The sequence below is a fragment of the Methyloversatilis sp. S146-33 genome (assembly GCF_059552495.1).
The window spans coordinates 1-21,591 of record NZ_JCANOT010000017.1; the positions used below are offsets into that span (position 1 = coordinate 1).

The 21,591-nt window shown below is 68.0% G+C and carries 21 protein-coding genes and 1 pseudogene; 8 read left to right on the forward strand and 14 right to left on the reverse strand.

Translation table 11 applies throughout. The features are described 5' to 3' along the window. A pseudogene (locus AC51BJ_RS03995) lies at positions 1-130 on the forward strand (IS110 family RNA-guided transposase); the annotation flags it as partial. Between the two features lie 121 nt (positions 131-251). Here the strand turns inward: AC51BJ_RS03995 and AC51BJ_RS04000 are convergent. From AC51BJ_RS04000 to AC51BJ_RS04015, 4 genes are all read right to left on the reverse strand, one after another. Beyond that, a complete protein-coding gene (locus AC51BJ_RS04000) occupies positions 252-884 on the reverse strand; it encodes a DUF1294 domain-containing protein (protein ID WP_019919323.1) in 633 nt (210 codons plus the stop codon). 34 nt (positions 885-918) lie between these two features. Then, positions 919-1,152, reverse strand: a complete 234-nt coding sequence (locus AC51BJ_RS04005; protein WP_430433090.1) for a DUF3565 domain-containing protein — start codon at positions 1,150-1,152, stop codon at positions 919-921. Between the two features lie 236 nt (positions 1,153-1,388). After that, complete coding sequence (locus AC51BJ_RS04010) at positions 1,389-2,222, reverse strand: DUF4824 family protein (protein ID WP_496279401.1); 834 nt, start codon at positions 2,220-2,222, stop codon at positions 1,389-1,391. Next, positions 2,219-3,283: a DUF2157 domain-containing protein gene (locus AC51BJ_RS04015; protein WP_496279402.1), complete on the reverse strand. Its 1,065-nt coding sequence runs from the start codon at positions 3,281-3,283 to the stop codon at positions 2,219-2,221. Before AC51BJ_RS04015 ends, AC51BJ_RS04010 begins: the two co-directional genes overlap by 4 nt. 73 nt (positions 3,284-3,356) lie before the next feature. On the opposite strand from AC51BJ_RS04015, the gene AC51BJ_RS04020 reads away from it, so the two are divergent. Beyond that, positions 3,357-3,563 carry a DUF2970 domain-containing protein gene (locus AC51BJ_RS04020; protein WP_232419705.1) on the forward strand — a complete coding sequence of 69 codons (207 nt, stop codon included), beginning with the start codon at positions 3,357-3,359 and terminating at the stop codon, positions 3,561-3,563. Between the two features lie 28 nt (positions 3,564-3,591). On the opposite strand, the gene AC51BJ_RS04025 is transcribed toward AC51BJ_RS04020, so the two are convergent. From AC51BJ_RS04025 to AC51BJ_RS04040, 4 genes are all read right to left on the reverse strand, one after another. After that, on the reverse strand, positions 3,592-3,879 hold the full coding sequence (locus tag AC51BJ_RS04025; RefSeq protein WP_496279403.1) for a DUF1330 domain-containing protein: 288 nt from the start codon (positions 3,877-3,879) through the stop codon (positions 3,592-3,594). Then, entirely contained in the window at positions 3,876-5,012 is a 1,137-nt protein-coding gene (locus AC51BJ_RS04030; RefSeq protein ID WP_496279404.1) for a methyltransferase, read from the reverse strand. Before AC51BJ_RS04030 ends, AC51BJ_RS04025 begins: the two co-directional genes overlap by 4 nt. 84 nt (positions 5,013-5,096) lie before the next feature. Further along, the gene (locus tag AC51BJ_RS04035; RefSeq protein ID WP_496279405.1) at positions 5,097-5,666 is read right to left on the reverse strand and encodes a PEPxxWA-CTERM sorting domain-containing protein; all 570 of its coding nucleotides are present in this window, start codon (positions 5,664-5,666) and stop codon (positions 5,097-5,099) included. A 262-nt stretch (positions 5,667-5,928) separates the two neighbouring features. Next, positions 5,929-7,575: a PhoX family protein gene (locus tag AC51BJ_RS04040; RefSeq protein WP_496279406.1), complete on the reverse strand. Its 1,647-nt coding sequence runs from the start codon at positions 7,573-7,575 to the stop codon at positions 5,929-5,931. Positions 7,576-7,769: 194 nt separating this feature from the next. On the opposite strand from AC51BJ_RS04040, the gene AC51BJ_RS04045 reads away from it, so the two are divergent. Beyond that, positions 7,770-8,639, forward strand: coding sequence for a tRNA nucleotidyltransferase/poly(A) polymerase-related protein (locus AC51BJ_RS04045; protein WP_496279407.1), 870 nt, complete (start codon positions 7,770-7,772; stop codon positions 8,637-8,639). A gap of 213 nt (positions 8,640-8,852) precedes the next feature. On the opposite strand, the gene AC51BJ_RS04050 is transcribed toward AC51BJ_RS04045, so the two are convergent. Both AC51BJ_RS04050 and argJ read right to left on the reverse strand, forming a co-directional pair. After that, the gene (locus tag AC51BJ_RS04050; protein ID WP_496279408.1) at positions 8,853-9,572 is read right to left on the reverse strand and encodes a UPF0149 family protein; all 720 of its coding nucleotides are present in this window, start codon (positions 9,570-9,572) and stop codon (positions 8,853-8,855) included. Between the two features lie 5 nt (positions 9,573-9,577). Next, the gene (gene argJ, locus AC51BJ_RS04055; protein WP_430433080.1) at positions 9,578-10,819 is read right to left on the reverse strand and encodes a bifunctional glutamate N-acetyltransferase/amino-acid acetyltransferase ArgJ; all 1,242 of its coding nucleotides are present in this window, start codon (positions 10,817-10,819) and stop codon (positions 9,578-9,580) included. A gap of 316 nt (positions 10,820-11,135) precedes the next feature. On the opposite strand from argJ, the gene AC51BJ_RS04060 reads away from it, so the two are divergent. From AC51BJ_RS04060 to AC51BJ_RS04075, 4 genes are read left to right on the forward strand one after another with little or no spacing between them, the layout of a single operon-like run. Beyond that, complete coding sequence (locus AC51BJ_RS04060; RefSeq protein ID WP_496279409.1) at positions 11,136-12,479, forward strand: esterase-like activity of phytase family protein; 1,344 nt, start codon at positions 11,136-11,138, stop codon at positions 12,477-12,479. 58 nt (positions 12,480-12,537) lie between these two features. Beyond that, positions 12,538-13,713 carry an esterase-like activity of phytase family protein gene (locus AC51BJ_RS04065; RefSeq protein ID WP_496279410.1) on the forward strand — a complete coding sequence of 392 codons (1,176 nt, stop codon included), beginning with the start codon at positions 12,538-12,540 and terminating at the stop codon, positions 13,711-13,713. Between the two features lie 26 nt (positions 13,714-13,739). Next, on the forward strand, positions 13,740-15,635 hold the full coding sequence (locus tag AC51BJ_RS04070; protein WP_496279411.1) for a bifunctional metallophosphatase/5'-nucleotidase: 1,896 nt from the start codon (positions 13,740-13,742) through the stop codon (positions 15,633-15,635). A 29-nt stretch (positions 15,636-15,664) separates the two neighbouring features. Next, a complete protein-coding gene (locus AC51BJ_RS04075) occupies positions 15,665-16,480 on the forward strand; it encodes an FxDxF family PEP-CTERM protein (RefSeq protein WP_496279412.1) in 816 nt (271 codons plus the stop codon). 23 nt (positions 16,481-16,503) lie between these two features. Here the strand turns inward: AC51BJ_RS04075 and AC51BJ_RS04080 are convergent, their stop codons facing one another. The 4 genes from AC51BJ_RS04080 to hemN form a co-directional block, all read right to left on the reverse strand. Continuing rightward, positions 16,504-17,958 (reverse strand): HDOD domain-containing protein, encoded by a 1,455-nt coding sequence (locus tag AC51BJ_RS04080; RefSeq protein WP_496279413.1) that lies wholly within the window; start codon positions 17,956-17,958, stop codon positions 16,504-16,506. 132 nt (positions 17,959-18,090) lie between these two features. After that, entirely contained in the window at positions 18,091-18,516 is a 426-nt protein-coding gene (locus AC51BJ_RS04085; RefSeq protein WP_304004143.1) for a universal stress protein, read from the reverse strand. Between the two features lie 31 nt (positions 18,517-18,547). Next, the gene (locus AC51BJ_RS04090; protein WP_419542169.1) at positions 18,548-19,273 is read right to left on the reverse strand and encodes a sulfite exporter TauE/SafE family protein; all 726 of its coding nucleotides are present in this window, start codon (positions 19,271-19,273) and stop codon (positions 18,548-18,550) included. A gap of 45 nt (positions 19,274-19,318) precedes the next feature. Then, positions 19,319-20,704, reverse strand: a complete 1,386-nt coding sequence (hemN, locus tag AC51BJ_RS04095; RefSeq protein ID WP_304004140.1) for an oxygen-independent coproporphyrinogen III oxidase — start codon at positions 20,702-20,704, stop codon at positions 19,319-19,321. Positions 20,705-20,774: 70 nt separating this feature from the next. On the opposite strand from hemN, the gene fnr reads away from it, so the two are divergent. After that, a complete protein-coding gene (gene fnr, locus AC51BJ_RS04100; RefSeq protein ID WP_425762716.1) occupies positions 20,775-21,509 on the forward strand; it encodes a fumarate/nitrate reduction transcriptional regulator Fnr in 735 nt (244 codons plus the stop codon). The last annotated feature ends 82 nt before the right edge of the window (positions 21,510-21,591 follow it).

The window sequence follows — 21,591 nt, forward strand, 5'->3', positions numbered from 1 at the left end:
GCGCGGATTCAGCCGCACCCAGGCGCTTGTTGCGCTGGCCCGAAAACTCGCGCGCGTTGCCTTCTCACTGATGAAGAACGCCGCAGACTATGTCCCGAAACAACACGAAAACGCTTGCGGCGGAACATAGAATCTCCCACAGGGAGTGCGCCCGATCTGTGGCTGGCGCCGGGATCCTGTGGGAGGGTCTTCCGACCCCGACAGCGGCGGTGGGCAGTGCGCGGCGCCGGGTCGAGCTCTTCTGGAAGCTGTCAGCCGAGCAGCCGTGCCACCAGCGGGCGGCCGAACGGGCTGGTCAGCAGCAGGAAGAGTGCGACATTCCCGACGACAGTGATCCAGAAACCACGGCGGAACGAAGCCTTCACCGTCTTGTGACGCAGGAACTGCTGCGCCAGCAGCGCACCCGGCCAGCCGCCGACCAGGGCCAGCAGGTGCAGGCGCGGTTCGGGCACGCGCATCGCGCCGATCGCCGCCTGCTGTTTGTCGATCGCATACAGCGCGAAAGTCACCAGGCTGACCGTCAGATAGAGCAGGAACCAGCCGTGCGGCGCCTGCCACAGCACGCTGACCAGCACCATCAGCAACAGGAAGGCCGGGATCAGGAACAGCGTCGCGCCACCCCACTGCGCCGGCGACGCCTCGTCGCGCACTTCGACCCGTCGCGTCTTCAGCGGCACGCCGGCCAGCGTCACCCGCTGCGCACAGCGCCGCCCCTTGCGGTCGCGGCCGAGATCGAACGCCACGCGCTGACCCTCGGTTGGGCGCTGCCCCTCGACGTCGAACGAACTGATGTGCACGAACACGTCCTCGCCACCGCCATCCGGCGTGATGAATCCGAAACCCTTGTCGTCCTTCCACGACCGGATGCGACCTTCGCTGCGCATGCTGCTTACCCTGAAAATGAGGCTGCGGACGATATCACCGCCGGTCGCGTCCTGCCTGTTCGACGATGTGGTCCGGCCACTCGAAGGCGTCGCAGCGCGGGCATTCGAGCAGCGCGCCGAGGTGAGCCGCACGCCCCTCCTCCGTCACCACCCAGGGGCGGTTGATGAAAGGCGGGTGGTGGCGCACGTGCTGGCGGTGCCCGCAGGCGAGCCGGGCGACCCAGTCGCCCTCCTCGTCGATCAGGTAGCCGGTGATCGGCTGCTTCATCCTGAAAACCTCAGTTGATCGGCGTTGTGGGCATGGTTGGCGGGGTGCACGGCAAGGCGCGAGGGCGCGGCAGGATGGCTCCCTGCAAGGACGAGCAACGCGGCCGGGCGCCCCGCCGGCCGTGCACGCGACGTCGAAGCGGTCTCACCCGGAGGGTGAACGATGCAAACCGTCCAATGTCCTTGATGGGCAGGGCTTTCAACTTCATGGCGAGCGGTCAACTGAGGTTTTCAGGATTATTCGTCCATTGCTGCGCGCTGCGGCCGCACCGCAGTCACCCACGGTTCGAAGCGGCGGCCCCACGCGACGTCCATTTCGAAGGTGGCGCGGCCGCTGTCGAGCGCGCTGCGGTCTATGCCGTCCATCGCGCCGCGCAGCGCGTGCGGCACGCTGATGCGGGCGACCGCCAGTTCGCCGATGTGGCCGCTGAAGGTGGTCTTCTTGTCGATCACCATCACCGATGGCGTCACCGTCGCCACGACGATGAGGTGGCGGTGCGTGTCCGGATAGCGCTGGCGCAGCGCAGCGGCGTCCAGCCCGGCGTCGACGGCGAACAGGCGCGACGCCTTCTGCTGCTCGTACTTCAGCGCCTCCTGCGCCGACTTCTGCGCGTCGACATCCTGCTTTTCGGCGTCGCCCCGGGCCAGCGCACGATCCAGCCGGCGCTGCGCCTGCGCCAGCGCCGCCTGCCAGTCGGCACCGGCCAGTTCGAGCACGACGTACACCTCGCGCTTCTGGCGGTGGGCGTCGCGCTCTTCCTTCAGGTCGAAGCCCAGTGCGCGCAGCTTGTCGGCGTCGAGCCAGTCGGGCCCACGGCCGTAGTGCATGTCATACGCGGCATCCGCATTGTCGTCGCGCATCGGCGCGCGCCAGAGCAGCGCCACGTCGATGCCGCCGCGCTCGCCGTCGAGCCCGAAGGCGTAGGGCAGGCTGAGCTCGCGCTGCGTGAGGGTGAGCGCGCTGCCCGGCTCGCCCGAGCGGTTCCACGCCACGCCCGCCAGCACGAAGGCATTCACCGCGACGATGAGGGCCACACCGCCCACCAGCAGGATTTTCTGCGCGCGCCTCATCGCCCGCCCTCCATCGACGTCACCGCCCGCAAGCGCTTCAGCACCAGGATGACCAGCAGCGCCACCAGCCCGAGCACGAGGAAGAACAGGAATTTCGGCATCACCGCCCACCACCAGTCGAACAGCTTGGTGTACAGAAAGATGACGAAGAACACGACCGCGGTATTCATCACCTCGGGCCAGCCGCGGCGCGCGCCGAGCCAGGTCAGCAGGCCGCCGGCAACGAAGCCGCCCAGCTGATAGAAGCCTTCGACCACATCCGCATCGAAGGGCAGATAGCTCGCGCGGCCCCAGTTCGACAGCACCAGCATGGGCAGGAAGAGCGCGAGCAGCGCGACCAGCCGCCAGGTCGCATCGAAGCCCGGGTGACGCCGGTGATCGACGAAGAAGGGCACGCAGAACATCAGCAGCGCCGCCGGGAAGAAATGCTCTGGCCGCTCGCCGACGCTGAGCCAGTACATGCCGGTCCAGGTGCCGACGCGGGCGGCGATGAAGCCGGTGATGCAGACCAGCCCGGCCACCAGCAGCAGGCGCAGTTCGCAGGTGTAGGCGAGCAGCAGCGCGAAAGCCGCCCACGGCAGCAGTGCCCTGTCCGACGGCGTGATGTTGAAGCTGGAACCGAGCAGGCTCAGGTTCAGCACGAAGCAGGCGAAGGCGACCAGTGCGGCCAGCTTGGTGAAGTAGCCGGAGGCGTCGCGCCGGTGCAACCAGGCGGTGAGCACCAGTGTGCCGAGCGAAGCGCCGGCCAGCACGATCACCTGTACCGCTTCCGGAAACAGCGGCCAATACTGGCGGAACAGGAAGAACACGCTGGCCGCCAGCGCCAGCGCGCCGAGGAAGGAGGCGATGCGCAGGCCCAGCGTGAGCTGGCGCGCGCGCTGCGTGGTGTCGACATCGGGCCGTGCGGCGAAGCGTGCGAGCAGTGCGTCGTGATGCGCGCGGATCGCTGCCGCGTCGGCCGTCGCCATGCCGTCGGCGACCAGCCGCGCCTGTTCGCGGCGGAAAGCGTGGATGTCGTCGGCGCGCTGCTGCGCATCGGTGCGTGACAGGTTGTCGTCCATCGGATCGCTTCCGGATGTCATCGCCGCATGATGCCACGAGCGCAGCGCGCTGCCGATCGGGCACAATCGCACGATGGATCACGCCCCCGTACCGTTGCTGCGCGGCAGTCTGCGCGCGCTGAAAATCATCCTGCTCACCTTCACCGGCATCGGCCGCACACGGATGATCAACCGCACCACCGAGGGGCTGGGCCCGCAGCACTTCCTGCTCGGCGGGCTGTTCGCCGCCATCGCGGTGAATGTCGTGCTGATCGGCCTCGTGTTGTGGGCCACCGGCTGAAGCGCCGGGCGTAAAAGGCTCCGGCGGGCTACTCGCCCTCGTAACCGACCAGCACCACGTCGGCCCCGGCCTCGCGCAGCGGCACCAGCGCCTGATAGGCCGGTGAGTCGTGCCAGGCGCGCGCGCTGGCCGCATCGACGAAGCGCAGCACCACGGTATCGGTGCCCGGCCAGTCGCCGGCCAGCACCGCATCCACCCGGCCGCGCATCACCAGTTCGCCGCCGAAGGGTGCCAGCGTGGCGCCGACGCGGGCACGATAGTCCGCCCAGCGCGCGGCATCCCGCACCCGGATGTGGCCGATCACGTAGTAGCTCATGCGTCGGCCGCCACCAGTCGCCACAGCGTCGTCACTTCCTTTGCACGCGCCGCGTGCAGCGGATCGGTGGCGTCGGAGGCTTTCGGGTGACGCGGTCGGGCATCGAGCCGGCCCGCCACCTTCAACCCGGCCGCATCGATCAGCCCCGCCAGTTCGTCCGGCGCGCGCAGACCGAGGTGCTCGGCGAAATCGGAGAGGATGAGCCAACCCTCGCCGCCCGGCGCCAGATGCGCGGCCAGCCCGGCGAGGAAGCCGCGCAGCATGCGGCTGTCCGGGTCATAGACGGCGTATTCCAGCGGCGAACTCGGTCGCGCCGGCAGCCAGGGCGGATTGCACACGACCAGCGGCGCGCGGCCGGCCGGGAACAGATCGGCTTCGATGACTTCGACCTGCGCACCCAGGCCCAGCCGCGCAACGTTGTCGCGCGCACAGGCCAGCGCGCGCGCATCCTGGTCGGTCGCCACCACGCGCGCGATGCCCCGTTTCGCCAGCACCGCCGACAGCACACCGGTACCGGTGCCGATGTCGAAAGCGGTCGAATCCTCCTTCAGCGCTGCCGGCAGCGGCGCCTTCGCCACCAGATCGACATACTCGCCGCGCACTGGCGAAAACACGCCGTAATGCGGGTGGATGTGCGCGCACAGCGCCGGAATGTCGACGCCATTGCGTCGCCACTCGTAGGCGCTGATCACGCCCAACAGCTCGCGCAGCGAACAGACATAGGGCTCTGTCGCCTCGCCGTGCGCCTGCGTGCAGGCCTCGACCACGTCCGGCGCGCGGCGCAGCGGAATGACGTGACCCGCCTCGAACGGAATCAGCAGCATGCCCAGCGTGCGCGCCCGCTGCGACTGCGCCAGCCGGTGCTGGTTGAACGCATCGCGCAGCGTGGCCGCCGGTTTGCGCGGCTTGCGATCCACCCGCCGCGCCATCGCCTGCAGCAACTGCCGCGCGTTCTGGAAGTCGCCGCGCCACAGCAGCGCCGTGCCCTCGCTCGCCAGCCGGAAGGCCATGTCGGCCGTCAGCGTGTCGTCGGCGACGACCACCTTCTTCGGGGGGGCTACGCCCGCTTCGGATTGCCAGCGGGCACCGAGTTGAACATCGCCTTCATTCCATTGCAGAACTGCTTCGCTCACTGACCATTCCGTCCGCGCTGAAGCCGCTGTCGCGGCAAGAGCGCAGCACGCTACACCAATCCCGGGCGAGCAGCGAATGCAGCATCAGCGACGTCGACGCACCACCGCGCCGAGCAGCCCCAGCCCCGCCAGCATCATGGCCCAGCCTTCGGGCTCGGGCACCGCGGCGGTCAGCGTCAGGGTGACCGGTCCGGTGGCGTTGGCGATGTCGAGCACGAAGTCGGTCTGGCTGCCGTCGAGGAACCAGTCGCCGAGCGCGGCTTCGACGTATTCCGGGCCGCTGAAGGTGATGCGTGCGCTGTCGTGGCTGCCGGTGACGGTGGCGACCGAGCCGAAGGTGCCGCCGGCGCTGCCGAGGGTGTTGAACAGGCCGCCGGATATCGTCAGCGTCAGGCTTTCGAAGCCCAGACCGATGTAATTGCGGACGATGGCGTTGAAGTTGAGCATCGGCAGGTCACTGTCGTCGCGCGTCAGCGTGAACGTCACCGGCAGCGTGTTGATCAGGCCGAAGTCGATGGACAGCATGTCCGGCGTGCTGAAGCTGGTGTCGACGGTGTTGCCGTTGGCAGCGACGACGTCGAGCGTGTAAGCGTGGGCGGCAGGGGCGAGTGCGAAGGCGCACAGCGCGGCGGCGAGGGTGCGGCGGATGTTCATGTGATGGCTCCGGAATCGTTGTTCAACCTGAAAACCTCAGTTGATCGGCGTCGTGGGTGCGGTTGGCGGGGTGTACGGCAAGGCGCGAGGACGCGGCAGGATGGCTCCCTGCAAGGACGAGCAACGCGGCCGGGCGCACCGCCGGCCGTGCACGCGACGTCGAAGCGGTCTCACCCGGAGGGTGAGCAACGCAAACTGACAAATCTCCTTGATGGGCAGAGCTCTCGACTTCATGACAAGCGGTCAACTGAGGTTTTCAGGTTCAGAGATTGCCCTTGGCCCACGGCCCAGTGATGGCCACGGTGATGCCCGGCGTCTGCATGTTCACGAACAGCACGCGGCCGGTCGGGTCGAAGCAGGCGCCGCAGAATTCGTAGTTGCGATAGTCGGCCGCGGCCACGGTCTTGCCGGCGGCGGCGATCTGGTCGGCGGCGAGGTTCACGTTGTTCTTGCAGAAGATGTAGGCCTCGCCGGCCGGGTTCAGGCCGAGCAGGCGGTTGCCGCTGCCGTAGGCGTCGGTGGTGCCGCCGCCGTCTTCGCACAGCAGCACGCCGCCGCGCGGGCTGACGGTGACGTTGTCCGGGTTGTTGCCGGCGGTATGGTTGCCGCTGACGAAGATGGCGCGCAGGCGCATGGTGGCGAGCGTCAGTTCCCACACCGCACCTTCGCCCTGGCCGACGCGCGCGCGGCTGTCGGTGCCGGCGGCGGTATCGACGATGAACATCTTGCCGGCGGAATACCAGATGCCTTCGCCGCGGCTCATGCGGGCGCCGCCCTGGCTGATGGCCTGATGGGTGGGGCCGGACATGAAGGCGAGGCTGACGCCGCCGGGCTGGCCGGCCACGACCACCGGGTCGGCGTCGGGGTTGGCGATGTCCACCCACTCCAGTTCGTATTCGTCGCCGATGTCGGGGTTCAGCAGGCCCTGGTCGTTGGCCTGGGCCAGCGTGGCGGGCGCGGCCTTGCGCACGATGGTCTTGATGCGCGCCGCCTGCAGCTTGCCGCCGTTGTGCAGGCTGCCCAGTTCGCCCGAGGTGTCGGCCGGCACGTAGCGGAAGAAGGCCGACACGTTGCGGTTGTCTTCGGTTTCGTAGACGTAGCCGGTGGTCGGGTCGACCGCCACTGCTTCGTGCACGAAACGGCCCATGCCGATGATGGGGTCGGCGATCGAGTCACCGGCGTCGGCGTCGACTTCGAACACATAGCCGTGCTTCTTGCCGCCGATGCCGGAGAAGTCGTAGATGGTTTCTTCGCAGGTGAGCCAGGTGCCCCAGGGCGTCGGGCCGCCGGCGCAGTTGCCCAGCGTGCCGCCGATCGAACCGGTGGCGCCGGCCCAAGCCGCGTCGCGGAACAGCAGGTTGGTGGTGCCGCCGGCCGGATAGCCGACGAAGGGCGCCGGCGCGGCGGCCGACGGGTCGGTCACGATGCCGCCGGCGCCGATGCGGATGGGCAGGCTGCCGTAATACACGGTGATGATGCCGTTCACCGGCTGGGTGGCGTAGCTGCGCGGCGCCTGGATGGCTTCGGCCGGCGTGGCGACCAGGCCGCGCTCGTGGTTGCGCACGAGTACCAGTTCGGTGCTGCGGCCGGCGCGGCGCGAAGTGACCACGGCCATGCCGTCGTGATTGCCGGGCGTCGGGTTGCCGTCGCTCATGCTGTCACCGGTCCAGCCGAAGCTGCGGTAGCTGAAGCCCGGCGGCAGTTGCAGCAGTGGCAGGCCGGTGCTTGCGTCTTTGACCGGCGCCAGCGCGCCGTAGGGCGACAGAGCCGACACCGTCTGCTTGCCGGTGGCGGCCAGCGCGTTCTGCGCGTACAGCGCGCCCATCAGGCCGGTGAAGCGGGTGGCGGCCAGCGCGCCGGAACCCTGGAGCAGGCGGCGACGGCTGGGTGAGGTACAGGACGAGGACATTCGGGACTCCGGGCGCGGTAGCGAGATTCTCATCATCGATGCGGCGGGTGTCGACTGCATGACGGTGTCGGCGCCGCAACGTGGTCCGAACGGGCCATCGGTCGCGGCGGGGGGCGAAAGGTCGGGGCATCGACGATGCACTGCTCAGCGACGGCGCCAGAATGCGCACCGGACACCCCACGAAGACAAAATTCATGAGCGCGAACCTCACCCCCGGCCCGTTCGGCAAGTCCCTCACCGACATGCTCGCCAGCCCCGCCCTCACCGTGCTGCGCATGGCGGCGCTGGCGGCGAGCCAGGACGACGGGATCGACGAAGACACGCTGGACCTGATGTACGAACAGGTGGCCGCCGGCGTGCTGGCCGATCTCGCGCCCGAGATCGTCTGGCGCGAACTGGCGCGCGGCCTGTCGGCGCGGGCGCCGTCGCGCATGCTGCGTGCGCTGCGCGAGTGCGATGCACTGGCCGTGCTGCTGCCCGAAGTCGATGCGCTGTTCGGCGTACCGCAGATTGCGGACGACCCGGATCAGGTCGATATCGGCGAGCACCTGCTGCGCACCGTCGATGAAGCGGCGCGCCGCGATGCGCCGCTCGCGGTGCGTTACGCGGCGCTGGTGTTCAACGTCGGCAAGTCGGATTCGCCGCGCGAGCACCTGCCGGTGCATTACCGGCACATCGAACGCGGGGTGCCGCGCATCGAGGCGATCAGCGCGCGCTTCGGCGTGCCGGACGACTGCGTCGATCTGGCCTTGCTGGCCAACGCCGAATGCGAGCGCGTTCACCGTGCGGCGGAAATGCGCGCCGGTTCGATCACGGCGATGCTTGAGCGGGTGGATGCCTTCGGTCAGCCCGAGCGCTTCGATCACCTGATGACGCTATGCACCTGCGATTTCCGCGCCTACCCGGGACGCGCCTCTCGCCCCTACCCCAAGGCTGCGATGCTGCGCACCGCGCTGTCCGCCTGCCGGGGCGTCGACGAAGCGGCGATTGCCGCCGACGCCCTGCTCGAAGCGCGCGCGCAGGCAGTGGCTGCCGCGCTGCAATCACGGCGCTGGGAGGCGTAGGCAGAGGCCCCGCCTGCGCTGCAGCGCCGAATCGACGCCGCCATCGCGAGCAAGCTCGGTTACACAAAAGCGCGCCTGGCTTGACCAGCCCGCGCGTGTCTCGTGGGAGCGGCCTCTGGCCGCGATACGGCCTTGGCAAGCGACCGGCGTCAATACCGGCCGCGATGGCGAGCAAGCTCGCTCGCACCAGGTGTCGGGGCCGGGGGCGTTGAGTCAGTGCACCGACTGCTCTCCGCTGCCGCAGCACTTCTTGAATTTCTTCCCGCTGCCACAGGGGCAAGGGTCGTTGCGCCCCACCTTCGGCTCGGCGCGAAAGCAGGATTCGACGGAGGCGCCGACGTACGCGGAATCGTCCTCACCCAACCCTTCCGGGTCAGCGCTCCTCAGGTCGAACCAGATTTCGTGGATCGCGACCAGCACCGGCGGCACGAGCTTGCCCCAGAGCATGGCTTCGCCGTCGCGCAGCGTCGCGCGCCCCTCGTCTGTTCCAGGGCGCGTAAGAGGTGCGGCAAGGTCGGGGTACTCGTCCCACATTTCGGCCCACTTGTCGGGGCTCAAGCGGGTACCCACCAGGAAGCCTTCGCACCATTCGATGACGGCCTGTTCGCCCCGCCGCGTGAATATGGGCTCGAAGGCATCGGCGCGCTTCAGGAAGATGTCTTCGATGCGGTCGAAGAGGCGCATCACCAGCGCGATGACGCGCTCGGCATGGTCTTCGTCGTCGAAGTCCGGCGCCACCCGCGCGTCGCGCCAGTCCCACACCCGGGCCAGCCACTCCTTCGGCATGACCTGGCGCGGGCCGACGACGACGGCGGTCAGAAAGCCCTCCAGCATCGGCACGCTCATCGCCGTGGCTTGAAGCTGTGGCGAGGCCAGAAACCGACCGAGTTCTTCGAGCTCGGCGGGCGACAGCCGCCTGATCGGCGCGTTCATGGCACTCAGCTGCGGTAGTCCGCGTTGATCTTCACGTAGTCGTAGCTGAAGTCGCAGGTCCAGCAAGTGGCGCGGGCGTCGCCGCGGCCCAGCGCCACGCGTATCGTGATCTCGGCCGGCGCCATCGCGGCCGCGCCCTGCTCTTCCTTGTAGTCCGGGTTGCGTCCGCCGTCCTTCGACACCAGGAAGTCACCGATCCACAGACTCACTTTCGAGGTGTCCAGATCGGCCAGCGACGGGTGCGTCTGCGCGGCGTTGCCGACCGCGGCCAGGATGCGGCCGAGGTTGGGGTCGGAGGCGAAGAAAGCGGTCTTGACCAGCGGCGAGTGGGCGATCGCGTAGCCGACCGCCTTGCACTCGGGCACGTCGCGGCCGCCTTCGATTTCGATGGTGATGAACTTGGTCGCGCCTTCGCCGTCGCGCACGATGGCCTGCGCCAGTTCGGCCGCCAGCGAGGTGACCGCGTCGGCCAGCGCACGGCCGTCGGCGCTGTCGAGCGAGGTGATTTCGGCATTGCCGGCCGTGCCGGAGGCGATGAGCATGAAGGAGTCGTTGGTCGAAGTGTCGCCATCGACGGTGACGCAGTTGAACGAGCGGTCGGCGGCGTGTTTCACCATGTCTTCCAGCGCGGCCTGCGACACCGCCGCGTCGGTGGCGATGAAGCCGAGCATGGTGGCCATGTTCGGCTTGATCATGCCGGCGCCCTTGCTGATGCCGGTAATGGTGATCCGGCGGCCGTCGATCGTGAGCGTGCGCGAGCCGGCCTTGGCGATGGTGTCGGTGGTCATGATGGCGTGCGCCGCCTCGTACCAGTTGGCCTCGTCGAGATCGTCCATGCAGGCGGGGATGCCACGCTCGATGCGGTCCACCGGCAGCGGCTCCATGATCACGCCGGTCGAGAAGGGCAGCACCTGCTCCGGCGCCAGTTCGAGCGCGCGGGCCACCGCGACGCAGGTGGCGTGCGCGGCGACCAGACCCGGCTCGCCGGTGCCGGCATTGGCGATGCCGGTGTTGATGACCAGCGCGCGGATGTCGCTGCGCGACAGATGGTCGCGGCACACCTGCACCGGTGCGGCACAGAAGCGGTTCACCGTGAACACGCCGGCCACGCGCGCGCCGGGCAGCAGCGAAATCAGGCACAGGTCGCGCCGGTTGGCCTTGCGGATGCCGGCCTGGGCGATGCCCAGACGGACGCCGGCGACCGGCAGGATGGATTCGGCGGGGGGCGTCTGGTAGTTCACGGGCATGGCAGGCTCGGTTCGCGGGAGGTAAAGCGCGGAGTTTACATGCAGGCCGCAGCCGTTGCCGGGCCGTGCACGGGGTCCGCGGCGTAACAGGAAGAAACGCATTCCGTCACACGGCCGTCATCTGCTGCGTGCGCCGGCGGCGGCTGCAAGGCTGCGCGGGCACCCCCATCTCGCCACGCACGCCCCGGCCGGGCGCGGATTTGCAGGCGGCATGGGCCGAACGGCTCACCCGCCCTTCACGGCATTGAAAAGACCGCTCCCTAAGGTCGGCGCGTTCCCGGCACTCCGCCGGCATGAAACCTGTGGGAGACACGACATGAACGCACGCACGCAACTCACCCTGGTGCTGGCCGTGGCGGCCGCCTTTGCCGCCACCTCGGCCAACGCCGCACAGAACACGCTGTCCGGCTGGGCCGTGATGCCGGCCAACACCTTCGCCGACGGCCCGACCTCGGGTCAGTTTGCCGGCGCCGGTGCCGGTGGCAACCCGCTGCCGCTGATCGACATGCAGCCGGTGCAGGGCTTCTCCGGCGTGCTGGCCGGCGCCAACGGCAGCTTCCGTGTGATCACCGACAACGGCTTCGGCGCGCAGGGCAACTCGGCCGACACGCTGCTGCGCAGCTATGCGGTGAATGTCGATTTCCGCACCGCGCTGGGCGGCAGCGGCACCGTGTCCGCCGCCAACTGGAATACCGGCGCTTCGCTGCCCGCCTTCAACGCAGCCAGCCGCATCACGCTGAGCGACCCGAAGAACCTGCTGAGCATCAAGGTCCAGGCCGACTACACGCACTACTACAACAACGCCGCCAACCCGCTGGTCGATCCGTCGATCAAGGCCGGCCGCCTGCTCACCGGTGCCGATCTCGACGTCGAATCGGTGCGCCAGGACAAGAACGGCAATCTGTGGTTCGGCGACGAGTTCGGCCCCTACCTGGTCAAGACCGACGCCACCGGCGTGGTCCAGCGCCGCGAAATCGCGCTGCCCGGCGTGTTCGCGCCGCAGCACGAAGCGGTGCTGAACGGTTCGGTCACCAGCAACCTCGGCGGCTCGGGCGGTTTCGAAGGCATGGCCATCAACGCCAGCGGCGACAAGCTCTACACGCTGCTCGAAAAGACTGTGGCCGGTGACCCGGCGAAGAGCCTGCGCATCAATGAATTCAGCATCGACAGCGAAAGCTATACCGGCCTCGACTACCTGTACCAGCTCGAAGCCGAAGGCACCGCCATCGGCGACATGACGGCGATCGACGACCACCGCTTCCTGGTGATCGAGCGCAACGGCGGCACCGCCACCAGCGGCACGCCGTTCAAGAAGATCTTCATCGCCGACACCACCGGTGTCGCCGACGGCGGCTTCGTCACCAAGACCGAACTGGTCGACCTGATGAACATCGCCGACCCGGACGACCTGAACGGCGACGGCCTCACCGGCTTCACCTTCCCCTACGTGACCATCGAGGACGTGCTCATCCTCGACGCCAACACGCTGCTGGTGATCAACGACAACAACTACCCCGGCACCGGCGGTCGCGACTTCGGTTCCGACCACACCGAGTTCCTGAAGATCAGCCTGGCCAACCCGGTGCCGGAGCCCGAGACCTACGCGCTGATGCTGGCTGGCCTGGGCCTGATCGGCTTCGCCGCAAAGCGCCGCCGCTGATCCTTCGCGCCGGCCCCGCAGCAGCGGGGCCGGTTCGTCACGCCTGCCGGAATCCATCATGAAGAAACTGCTTCTGGCCACCGCTGTGGCCCTCTCGTTCGGCGCCGCGCACGCGGCCGACTTCTCGCTGCGCGTGATCGGCGCGACCTCGCTGCCCACCGGCACGCTGTTCCAGGGTGTCGAATTTGGCGGCATCTCCGGCCTCGATCGCGCCGCCGACGGCACGTACTGGGCGATCGCCGATGACCGCGGTGGCGAGCGCGGTACGCCGCGCTTCTACAACCTGTCGCTGGACTACGACGCCGCCGGCTTCAACGGCGTAACCCTCAACAGTCAGACCTATATGCAGCGCCCGGACGGCACGACCTTCCCGTCGAACGCCCGCACGGTGGACCCGGAAGGCATCCGCGTCGCGCCGAACGGCAATCTGTACTGGTCCTCCGAAGGCAACTGGAACGCGAACGCCGCCAGCCGTTACCAGCCCTTCGTCCGCGAGATGACGACCTCGGGCGTGTTCGTGCGCGAATTCGCCACGCCCGCCCTGTACAACTACGTCGACAACGCCAGCACCGGCGGGCGCAACAACAAGCTGTTCGAAGCGCTGACGGTGACGCCGAACGGCACGATCTACACCGCCAACGAAGACGCGCTGGTGCAGGACGGCCCGCTCACGTCGATCAGCAACGGCAGCGTGGTGCGCCTGACCGCGCTCGACCCGGTGAGCGGCGCGGCCGGTGCGCAATATGCCTACGAACTGCCGCCGATTCCGGTCGACGCGGTGCCGGGTGCGCCCTTCGGCCCGGACAACGGTCTGCCCGAACTGCTGGCAATTTCCGACACGCAGTTCATCGCGATCGAGCGCGCCTTCGCCTTTGGCGTCGGCAACACCATCCGCCTTACGCTGGCCGAAATCACCGCCGACACCACCGACGTGAGCAGCTTCGCCAGCCTCATCGGCGCCGACTACACGCCGATGCGCCGCACGCTGCTGCTGGAAATGCCGATCACCTTTGACGGCATCACGCTGGACAACATCGAAGGCGTGAGCTGGGGCAAGACGCTGGCCAACGGCAACCGCACGCTGGTGCTCGTCGCCGACAACAACTTCAGCGCCACGCAGAGCACGCAGTTCATCGCACTTGAAGTGAGCGCCGTCCCCGAACCCGAACAGTACGCGCTGCTGCTGGCCGGCCTTGGTCTGCTGTCGCTGGCCCGTCGCCACGCGCGGCGCTGACCCCTCACCTTCTGGAGAACATCACCATGCGCATCAAATTTCTCGCACTGGCCATCGCTGGCGCACTGAGTCAGGCGGCATTCGCCTGCGTCCCGGGCAGCTACAGCGGCAACGTGGTCTTCGGCAGCACCGACAGCGGCGTGCCGGACCGCGTGCTGGACGCGAGCTGCACCACCGTCGACGGCCAGATCCGCGACGAGGACCCGTGGGGCAATCAGGCCGCCTTCATCGCCCACGTATCGTCAGTGACGCTGGCGCAGCAGAAGGCCGGCAAGATCAGTGCGGTCGAACGCGCCCGCCTGCTGATCGCTGCACGCAACTCGCAGATCGGCACCACGCTGAAGGTGAAGCTGATCGCCTTCAACGATTTCCACGGCTACATCAAGCCGTTCGAAGGTTCGGGCAGCAACCCGGGCGTCACCCGCTTCTCGACCCGCATCAAGGAACTGAAGGCGCAGAACCCGCTGCACGCCGTGGTGTCGGCCGGCGACATGATCGGTGCGAGCCCGCTGACCTCGGCACTGTTCAAGGACGAGCCGACGATCGAGGCGATGAACCGCATCGGCATCGACTTCAATGCGGTCGGCAACCACGAGTTCGACGAAGGCAAGGACGAACTGCTGCGCATGCAGCACGGCGGCAATCACCCGACCGATGTCTACTCCGGCCTCGGCATGAACGAGGATCTGAAGGGCGGCGAATTCGCCGGCGCGAAGTTCCGCTTCCTCGCCGCCAACGTGCATGACACCGCCACCGGCAGCACCGTGTTCCCCGGCTACGGCGTGAAGGACTTCCTCGGCAGCAAGGTGGCCTTCATCGGCATGACGCTGGAGGGCACGCCGAGCATCGTGTCGCCGTCCGGCGTGGCCGGCCTGCAGTTCAACGACGAGGCAGACACCGTCAATGCGCTGATCCCGAAGCTGAAGGCGCAGGGCATCGAATCCATCGTCGTACTGATCCACGAAGGCGGCTTTGCGTCCGGCGGCATCAATGGCTGCACCGGCGCGTCCGGCCCCATCGTCGGCATCGTCAACCGGCTCGATCCCGAGGTCGATCTGGTGGTGTCCGGTCACACCCATGCCGCATACAACTGCCTGATCAACAACGCTGCCGGCCAGCCGGTGCGCGTCACGTCGGCCGGCCAGTATGCGCGCAACCTCAGCGACATCGATCTCACCATCGATACCCGCACGCGTGACGTGATCGCGGTGGCCGCCAACAACCTCGTCACCGGCACCACGACCGAGGAAGACGCGGCGCTGACCGATCTGGTGGCGCACTACGACGCGCTGTCCGCCGTGCCCAAGGCACGCGTGATCGGCACGATCACGGCGGCGATCAGCCGCTCGCAGAACACGGCAGGCGAATCGGCACTGGGCGACGTGATCGCCGACGCCCAGCTCGACGCGACCGACGACGCCGGCACCGGCGAAGCCGTGGTGACCTTCATGAATCCGGGCGGCATCCGTGCCGATCTGCCGTTCAATGCGCCGGACGGCAAGGTGACCTACGGCGACGCCTTCACCGTGCAGCCCTTCGGCAATTCGCTGGTCACCATGACGCTGACCGGCGCCCAGATCCGCACGCTGCTGGAAACCCAGTTCAACGGCTGCAACGGCCAGACCGCGACCCGCATCCTGCAGGTGTCGCGCGGCTTCCACTACGCCTACACCGCCGGCAACGCCTGCAACGCGCGCGTCACGTCGATGACGCTGGACGGCGTGGCGGTCGATCCGTCGGCCAGTTACCGGGTGACGGTGAACAGCTTTCTCGCCGACGGCGGCGACGGCTTCGCGGTGCTGAAGGATGGCACGCAGCGCCTCGGCGGTGCGGTCGATACCGACGCCTTCGAAGCCTATCTGCAGGCCAACCCGACCGGCGTCGCGCCGGGCCCGCAGAACCGCATCACCAGGAACGACTGACCCCCTTATCCGATTCCGGAGAACAGAGAATGAACCTGATCAAGACCACGCTGGCGCTCGCGCTGGCCGCTACCGGCCTGTCCGCACAGGCTGCCCACTTCCAGATCGTCGGCCCCAGCCTCGTCGGTGGCTATACCTATGTCGAAGCCACCACCAGCATGTTCGGCACGGTGTCGGACGACGCCCAGGTCGAAGACCTGTCGTCGGGTCAAGCGCTGCTGGGCTTCGGCATGTACAGCGACTCGGCCACCGAAGGCAGCTCGACCATCCGCTACGACTGGGTGCGCGAAGTCACGCTTGACGCGCAGACCGACGCCTCGGCGGTCGGCTTCACCCTCGGCGGCACCTCGGTGCTTGGATTCGAAGGCATACCGGGCCTGCAGGGTCTGGTTGAATCGTCGCGCGTGACGCTCGATACGACGCTGAAGATCGCGTCGGACGGCGAAGCTGCCGGCAGCGCCATCCGCATGCTGATCAGCGGCACCGCCGAGTCGCTGTTCTCGGCCAGCCTGTCGGTGATCGAGCCCGACACGTCTTTCAGCCTGATCGCGTCCTGGGGCGGTCAATCGGTGAGCTATACCGGCAATGGCTCGATGGAGGCGTTCGATCTGAGCCTCGACACCGTGGTCGGCGCCGAAGTCACGCTGTCGCTGAGCTACATCACCCGCCCGGGCTGGGTGGGCGCGGCCATCGACATCCCGGCCGGTACCGTTCAGGGCTTCGAAGAAAGCGGTTTGATGGCCGGCACGCTGACGCTGGCGCCGGTGCCCGAGCCGGAAACGTACGCACTGCTGCTGGCCGGTCTCGGCCTGATCGGCACAGCCGCCCGCCGCCGTCGCGGCTGAGCCGCGCGCGCCGCGTCCGCGCCTCAGCCGCGGCGCGGCGTGGCAGCGGCGTCGAGTGCCAGGCTGGCCAGTTGCGCCAGATGCAGCAGCGCGTCCTGGGTACCGGCCGGAAACGGCGGCCGTGACGGTGCGCGATCGATGTAGAGCACACCGACCACCTGATTCTGCGCGTGCAGCGGCACCAGTATCTGGTGCCGCTCGCCCAGCGCAGCGCGCAGGCGGGCCACCGAGGGCAGGCCGGGTGCGGGCACGTGGTCGGCATCGATATCGATGACGCGGCCGTGGTCGACCAGTTCGGTCAGCGCGTCGCGCGGCGCACCGGCGAGCAGGAAAGTGAAATGGCGCATCAGCTGCTGCGCGCCGTGACCTTCGGTCGCGCGCGCAGCCAGTTGCGCGCGATTCGGTGCCACCAGCGCGAGCACCGCGCGGTCGGCACCCAGCGCGCGACCTGCGCCTTCGAGCGCCAGATCGAGCACCGCGGTGCTGGCCGAACGGGCCGCCATCAGTGCGGTCATGCGGCGCGCGACATCCAGTTGCAGCAGCGGATCCGCCTCGGCGCCGTCGCCAACCTCCGCCGGCGCAGCATCGGATGCCGGTGTCGGCTGCGGAATGCGCGCTGCCGCGTCCTCGCAACCGTAGAAGCCGGCGATGCGGGCCGCCTCGCGCGCGTGCGCGGCGACCACTGGTGCGACGGTGGCGATGTCCTGCCGCAGCACCCTGGCGTAATCGCGCATCGCCCCGCGTGCGCGTTCGCAGTCCCAGCCGCCCTCGGCCGCCACGGCGAGCCGGTAGCCGGCGACCACCAGCGCCTCGCGGCTGTCCAGCCGCACGCCGTCGGCACAGGCGTTCACGACCAGGCCGGGCAGCGCCCATTCGCGCGCCAGTTGCTGCGTCAGCGTGCGCAGGCGAAAGCCCAGCACCTCCATCTCGACCTGTTCCGGCTGCGCCTTGCTCTGGCGCAGCGCCTTGTCGAGCTTCTGCCCCACTTCGCCGGAAAAGCACCAGAAGGCCATTTCGCCGATATGCGACAGCAGCGTCGCGATGAACACTTCCTCGGGCGACGCGTCGCCGCGCGCCGACGCGGCGTGCCGCGCATGCACCGCGGCGTGGAAACAGCGCGCCATTTCGGCCGCCACGCGTTCGCGCACGCCACCGGCGAGAAAGGCATCGATCAGCGCGACCGACACCGCGATATTGCGCACCGTGTCGAAGCCGAGCACGACGATGGCGCGCGAAATCGTGCTGACGCGCTGGCTTTCGCCACGGAAGAAAACGGAATTGGCCATCCGCAGCACGCGTGCGGTCATGCCGGCGTCGCGCAGGATGATGGTACCGAGCGCGGAAGTCGGACTCGCCTCGTCGCCCGCGACCTCGCCGATGGCGGCGAGCGTGGCGCTGAAGATGGGCATGTCCTGGCTGCGCAGGCGGTCCACCCAGGCTTCGAGCGGATCGGATGCGGTGGCGGTGGGTGCGCTCATGAGGGGGTGCGGGACACAAAAATTGACATCATGTCCCGCTAACGGCGCGCCACAGCGAATTCTTGAGGCAGAGCCCGAGGCAGCGTGCGGGCGGCCGGCGCACCTGAGCAGGCGCCACCGGCCGTACCGGGCTTACTTGACCAGCAGCACCGGGCGGTTGGAGTGGTGCAGCACGCCACTGGCTACCGAGCCGAGGGCAAAGCTGGCGAGCGCGCCGTGACCTCGACGGCCCATCACGATCATTTCGCAGTCGTGCTGTTCCGCGTAGCGGGCGATGGTTTCGGCCGGCGGGCCGACGTGCAGGTGCAGCACCGGCTCGATCTTCGCGTTGCGCAGGGTTTCCAGCGCCGAGCGCACGGCGTCCTGCCCTTCTTCGCGGTAGTAGTCGTTCAGCGCTTCACGGCTGACGTGGTGCTGCAGCAGACCACCCGGTACCGGGGCGTGCACGAACAGCAGGTGGATTTCGGGCTGATTGGTCAGCATGGCGGCAAGACGCAGCACTTCGGCCGTGGCGCGCACGCCATGATCGGAACCGTCTACGGCAAGGAGGATACGCATGGTGTTCTCGACACTTGTTATAGGAAGGTGTCTAAGTATGGCAGATGAGGCCGTTCCACAGCCCGTCGCCGAGCGTGGATGCCCGCGCCAGACCGACGATGCCGAAGCCGAGCACCAGCAGCCCGGCCACCCGCCGCAGCGCCGGATGTCGGGTCGCCGCACGCAGCCGGGTGAGCAGCATGCCGGCCAGCAGCAGGTTGGGCAGCGTGCCCAGACCGAAGGCCAGCATGATCAGTGCCCCGCTGCCGGGTGAACCCGACAGCAGCGCCAGTCCGAGCATGCTGTAGACGAGACCGCAGGGCAGGAAACCCCAGAGCAGACCGACGCCCAGCGCCTGCGCCGGCGTGCGCGCCGGCAGGAAGCGCCGGGCCAGCGGCTGGATGCGCGCCCACAGCGGCCGCCCCAGTGCCTCGACCGGCGCCAGCAGGCGCGTGTAACCAGCCAGATAGAAACCGAGCGCGATCATCATCAGGTTGGCGAGCACGTAGAGCGTCATCTGCACCGGCGCGGCGTCGCCGGCCAGCAGGCTGACGCCGCCGACACCACCGGCTACCGCACCAGCCAGCGAATAGCTGGCGATGCGCCCACCGCTGTAGGCCGCGTGCATCGCCAGTGCGGGCAGCTGGGCGCGCCAACCGCGACGCGCGGGCTGCGGCACGCCGGCCGAGATCGCCGACACGATGCCGCCGCACATGCCGGCGCAGTGCACACCGCCGAGCAGGCCGACGACGAAAACAGCTGCCAATCCGAGGTTCATTGAAGGTCCGGTGGAAAACGCGCGCCGGTCGGTCGGATCGCCGGCTCACACCACCTTAGAGTAGCGCACCGTTTCGCTGTCGAGACGCAGATAGCGGTCGAACACCATGCAGACCGCGCGCACCAGCAGGCGCCCACGCGGCGTGATGGCGATCCAGTCCGGCTCGATGGTCAGCAGACCGGCCGCTTCGAGCTCCGCCAGCTCGTCCAGCTCCGCCGAAAAGTACTTCTTGAAATCGATGGCGTACGCGCTTTCTATCGCTTCGATCGACAACTCGAAATGGCACATCAGCGCACCGATCACGGCGCTGCGCACGCTGTCGTCGGCGGTCATGTTCAGACCGCGCATGACCGGCAGTTCGCCGTCATCGATGGCCTGGGTCCAGCTCTCTATCGTCCGGTGGTTCTGCGCGAAGCTCGCACCGACGCGCGAGATGGCCGACACGCCCAGACCGAGCAGGTCGCAGCCGGCGTGCGTCGAATAGCCCTGGAAGTTGCGCTGCAGGCGGCCGTGCCGCTGCGCCTGCGCCAGTTCGTCGTCCGGGCGGGCGAAATGGTCCATGCCCACATGCACATAGCCCGCCTCGTGCAGCCGGTCGATCGCCAGACGCAGCAATTGCGGCCGCACTTCCGGGCCAGGCAGCATGGCTTCGTCGATCCGCCGCTGCGGCATGAACTGCTTGGGCAGGTGGGCGTAGTGGTAGATCGCCACGCGGTCCGGCGCCAGCCGGATCAGTGTCGCCAACGTCGCGTCGAAACTGTCCAGCGTCTGGCCCGGCAGGCCGTAGATCAGGTCCACGCCGGTCGATACGAAACCGTTCTCGCGCGCCGCCTTCAGCACGATTTCGGTTTCTTCGACGCTCTGGATGCGGTTGACCGCCCGCTGCACGACCGGATCGAAATCCTGCACGCCGACGCTGATGCGGTTGAAGCCGAGCGAACCCAGGTGTGCAATGCGGGCCGCGGTGACGCCGCGCGGATCGAGCTCGATCGAGCACTGGGCGCTGTCGGACACACGGAAGTGCGTGCGCAGTCCCTCGATCAGCCGCGTCATCTGTGCGTCGTTCAGGAAGGTGGGCGTACCGCCCCCGAGGTGCAACTGGGCGATCTCGCGGCTGCCCTTGACCAGCGACGCCTTCATCGCCATTTCGCGCAGCAGCGTGTCGAGATAGGCGTCGGCACGCGCGTGATCCTTGGTGATGATCTTGTTGCAGGCGCAGTAGTAGCAAATCGTGTCGCAGAACGGGATATGGACGTAGATCGACAGCGGACCGGCGCTCGCCGTGCGCGCCGCAAGACGTGCAGCATGGGCGCGCGCGTCGTGCGAGAAATTGAAGCGATCGGCGGTGGGGTATGAGGTGTAGCGCGGCCCCGGTACGTCGAAACGACGCATCAGCTGCGGGTCGAACACCAGTTCCTTTGCGACATTCATGATTTATTGGCACACTTTGCGGTATGTTCATCATGCAAGCGCGGCCATCACCGTGCATTGATCGCAATCAATGAACAGCGTATCGATACCGATCACCCCGCAGGGACTCCAGGTCGCCTGCTCTGCCTGCAACCTGCGCGAACTGTGCATGCCGGTCGGCCTGTCCGACGACGAGCTGGAACGCGTCGACACGCTGATTGGTGCCCGCCGCAAGGTTCCGCGCGGCATGCCGCTCTATCTGTCGGGCGAATCCTTCCAGTCGCTGTACGCCATCCGCACCGGTTTCTTCAAGACCGAAGTGATCTCGGAAGATGGCCGCGAACAGGTGACCGGCTTCCAGATGGCGGGCGAACTGATGGGGCTGGACGGCATCGGTTCCGGCCAGCACAACTGTGACGCGCGTGCGCTGGAGGACAGCGAGGTGTGCGTCATCCCGTTCAACCGTCTGTCCGAACTGTCGCGCGAGATCGACACGCTGCAGCACCACTTCCACAAGGTGATGAGCCGCGAAATCGTGCGCGACCAGGCGGTGATGATGCTGCTCGGCACCATGCGTGCCGAAGAACGCCTGGCCGCCTTCCTGGTGAACCTGTCGCAACGCTTCGCTTCGCGTGGCTATTCGGCGACCGAATTCAACCTGCGCATGACGCGCGAGGAAATCGGCTCCTATCTGGGTCTGAAGCTGGAAACGGTCAGCCGCGGCCTGTCACGGCTGCAGGACGAAGGTCTGCTGTCGGTCAGCAACAAGAACATCCGCATCCACAAGCTGGACGACCTGAAGCGGGCGATGAGTCCGCGCTGCTGAGCAGGCCGGCGACACGCCGAGGCATCATCGCGACCAGAGGTCGCTCCCGCACAAAGCGCGCTCGACCTGTCGCCGAGCCCGG

Coding starts and splice junctions, on each gene's coding strand:
- AC51BJ_RS04000 (WP_019919323.1), bottom strand. CDS start 884: ATGCGCAGCGAAGGTCGCATCCGGTCGTGGAAGGACGACAAGGGTTTC.
- AC51BJ_RS04005 (WP_430433090.1), bottom strand. CDS start 1,152: ATGAAGCAGCCGATCACCGGCTACCTGATCGACGAGGAGGGCGACTGG.
- AC51BJ_RS04010 (WP_496279401.1), bottom strand. CDS start 2,222: ATGAGGCGCGCGCAGAAAATCCTGCTGGTGGGCGGTGTGGCCCTCATC.
- AC51BJ_RS04015 (WP_496279402.1), bottom strand. CDS start 3,283: ATGGACGACAACCTGTCACGCACCGATGCGCAGCAGCGCGCCGACGAC.
- AC51BJ_RS04020 (WP_232419705.1), top strand. CDS start 3,357: ATGGATCACGCCCCCGTACCGTTGCTGCGCGGCAGTCTGCGCGCGCTG.
- AC51BJ_RS04025 (WP_496279403.1), bottom strand. CDS start 3,879: ATGAGCTACTACGTGATCGGCCACATCCGGGTGCGGGATGCCGCGCGC.
- AC51BJ_RS04035 (WP_496279405.1), bottom strand. CDS start 5,666: ATGAACATCCGCCGCACCCTCGCCGCCGCGCTGTGCGCCTTCGCACTC.
- AC51BJ_RS04040 (WP_496279406.1), bottom strand. CDS start 7,575: ATGTCCTCGTCCTGTACCTCACCCAGCCGTCGCCGCCTGCTCCAGGGT.
- AC51BJ_RS04045 (WP_496279407.1), top strand. CDS start 7,770: ATGAGCGCGAACCTCACCCCCGGCCCGTTCGGCAAGTCCCTCACCGAC.
- AC51BJ_RS04050 (WP_496279408.1), bottom strand. CDS start 9,572: ATGAACGCGCCGATCAGGCGGCTGTCGCCCGCCGAGCTCGAAGAACTC.
- argJ (WP_430433080.1), bottom strand. CDS start 10,819: ATGCCCGTGAACTACCAGACGCCCCCCGCCGAATCCATCCTGCCGGTC.
- AC51BJ_RS04060 (WP_496279409.1), top strand. CDS start 11,136: ATGAACGCACGCACGCAACTCACCCTGGTGCTGGCCGTGGCGGCCGCC.
- AC51BJ_RS04065 (WP_496279410.1), top strand. CDS start 12,538: ATGAAGAAACTGCTTCTGGCCACCGCTGTGGCCCTCTCGTTCGGCGCC.
- AC51BJ_RS04070 (WP_496279411.1), top strand. CDS start 13,740: ATGCGCATCAAATTTCTCGCACTGGCCATCGCTGGCGCACTGAGTCAG.
- AC51BJ_RS04075 (WP_496279412.1), top strand. CDS start 15,665: ATGAACCTGATCAAGACCACGCTGGCGCTCGCGCTGGCCGCTACCGGC.
- AC51BJ_RS04080 (WP_496279413.1), bottom strand. CDS start 17,958: ATGAGCGCACCCACCGCCACCGCATCCGATCCGCTCGAAGCCTGGGTG.
- AC51BJ_RS04085 (WP_304004143.1), bottom strand. CDS start 18,516: ATGCGTATCCTCCTTGCCGTAGACGGTTCCGATCATGGCGTGCGCGCC.
- AC51BJ_RS04090 (WP_419542169.1), bottom strand. CDS start 19,273: ATGAACCTCGGATTGGCAGCTGTTTTCGTCGTCGGCCTGCTCGGCGGT.
- hemN (WP_304004140.1), bottom strand. CDS start 20,704: ATGAATGTCGCAAAGGAACTGGTGTTCGACCCGCAGCTGATGCGTCGT.
- fnr (WP_425762716.1), top strand. CDS start 20,775: ATGAACAGCGTATCGATACCGATCACCCCGCAGGGACTCCAGGTCGCC.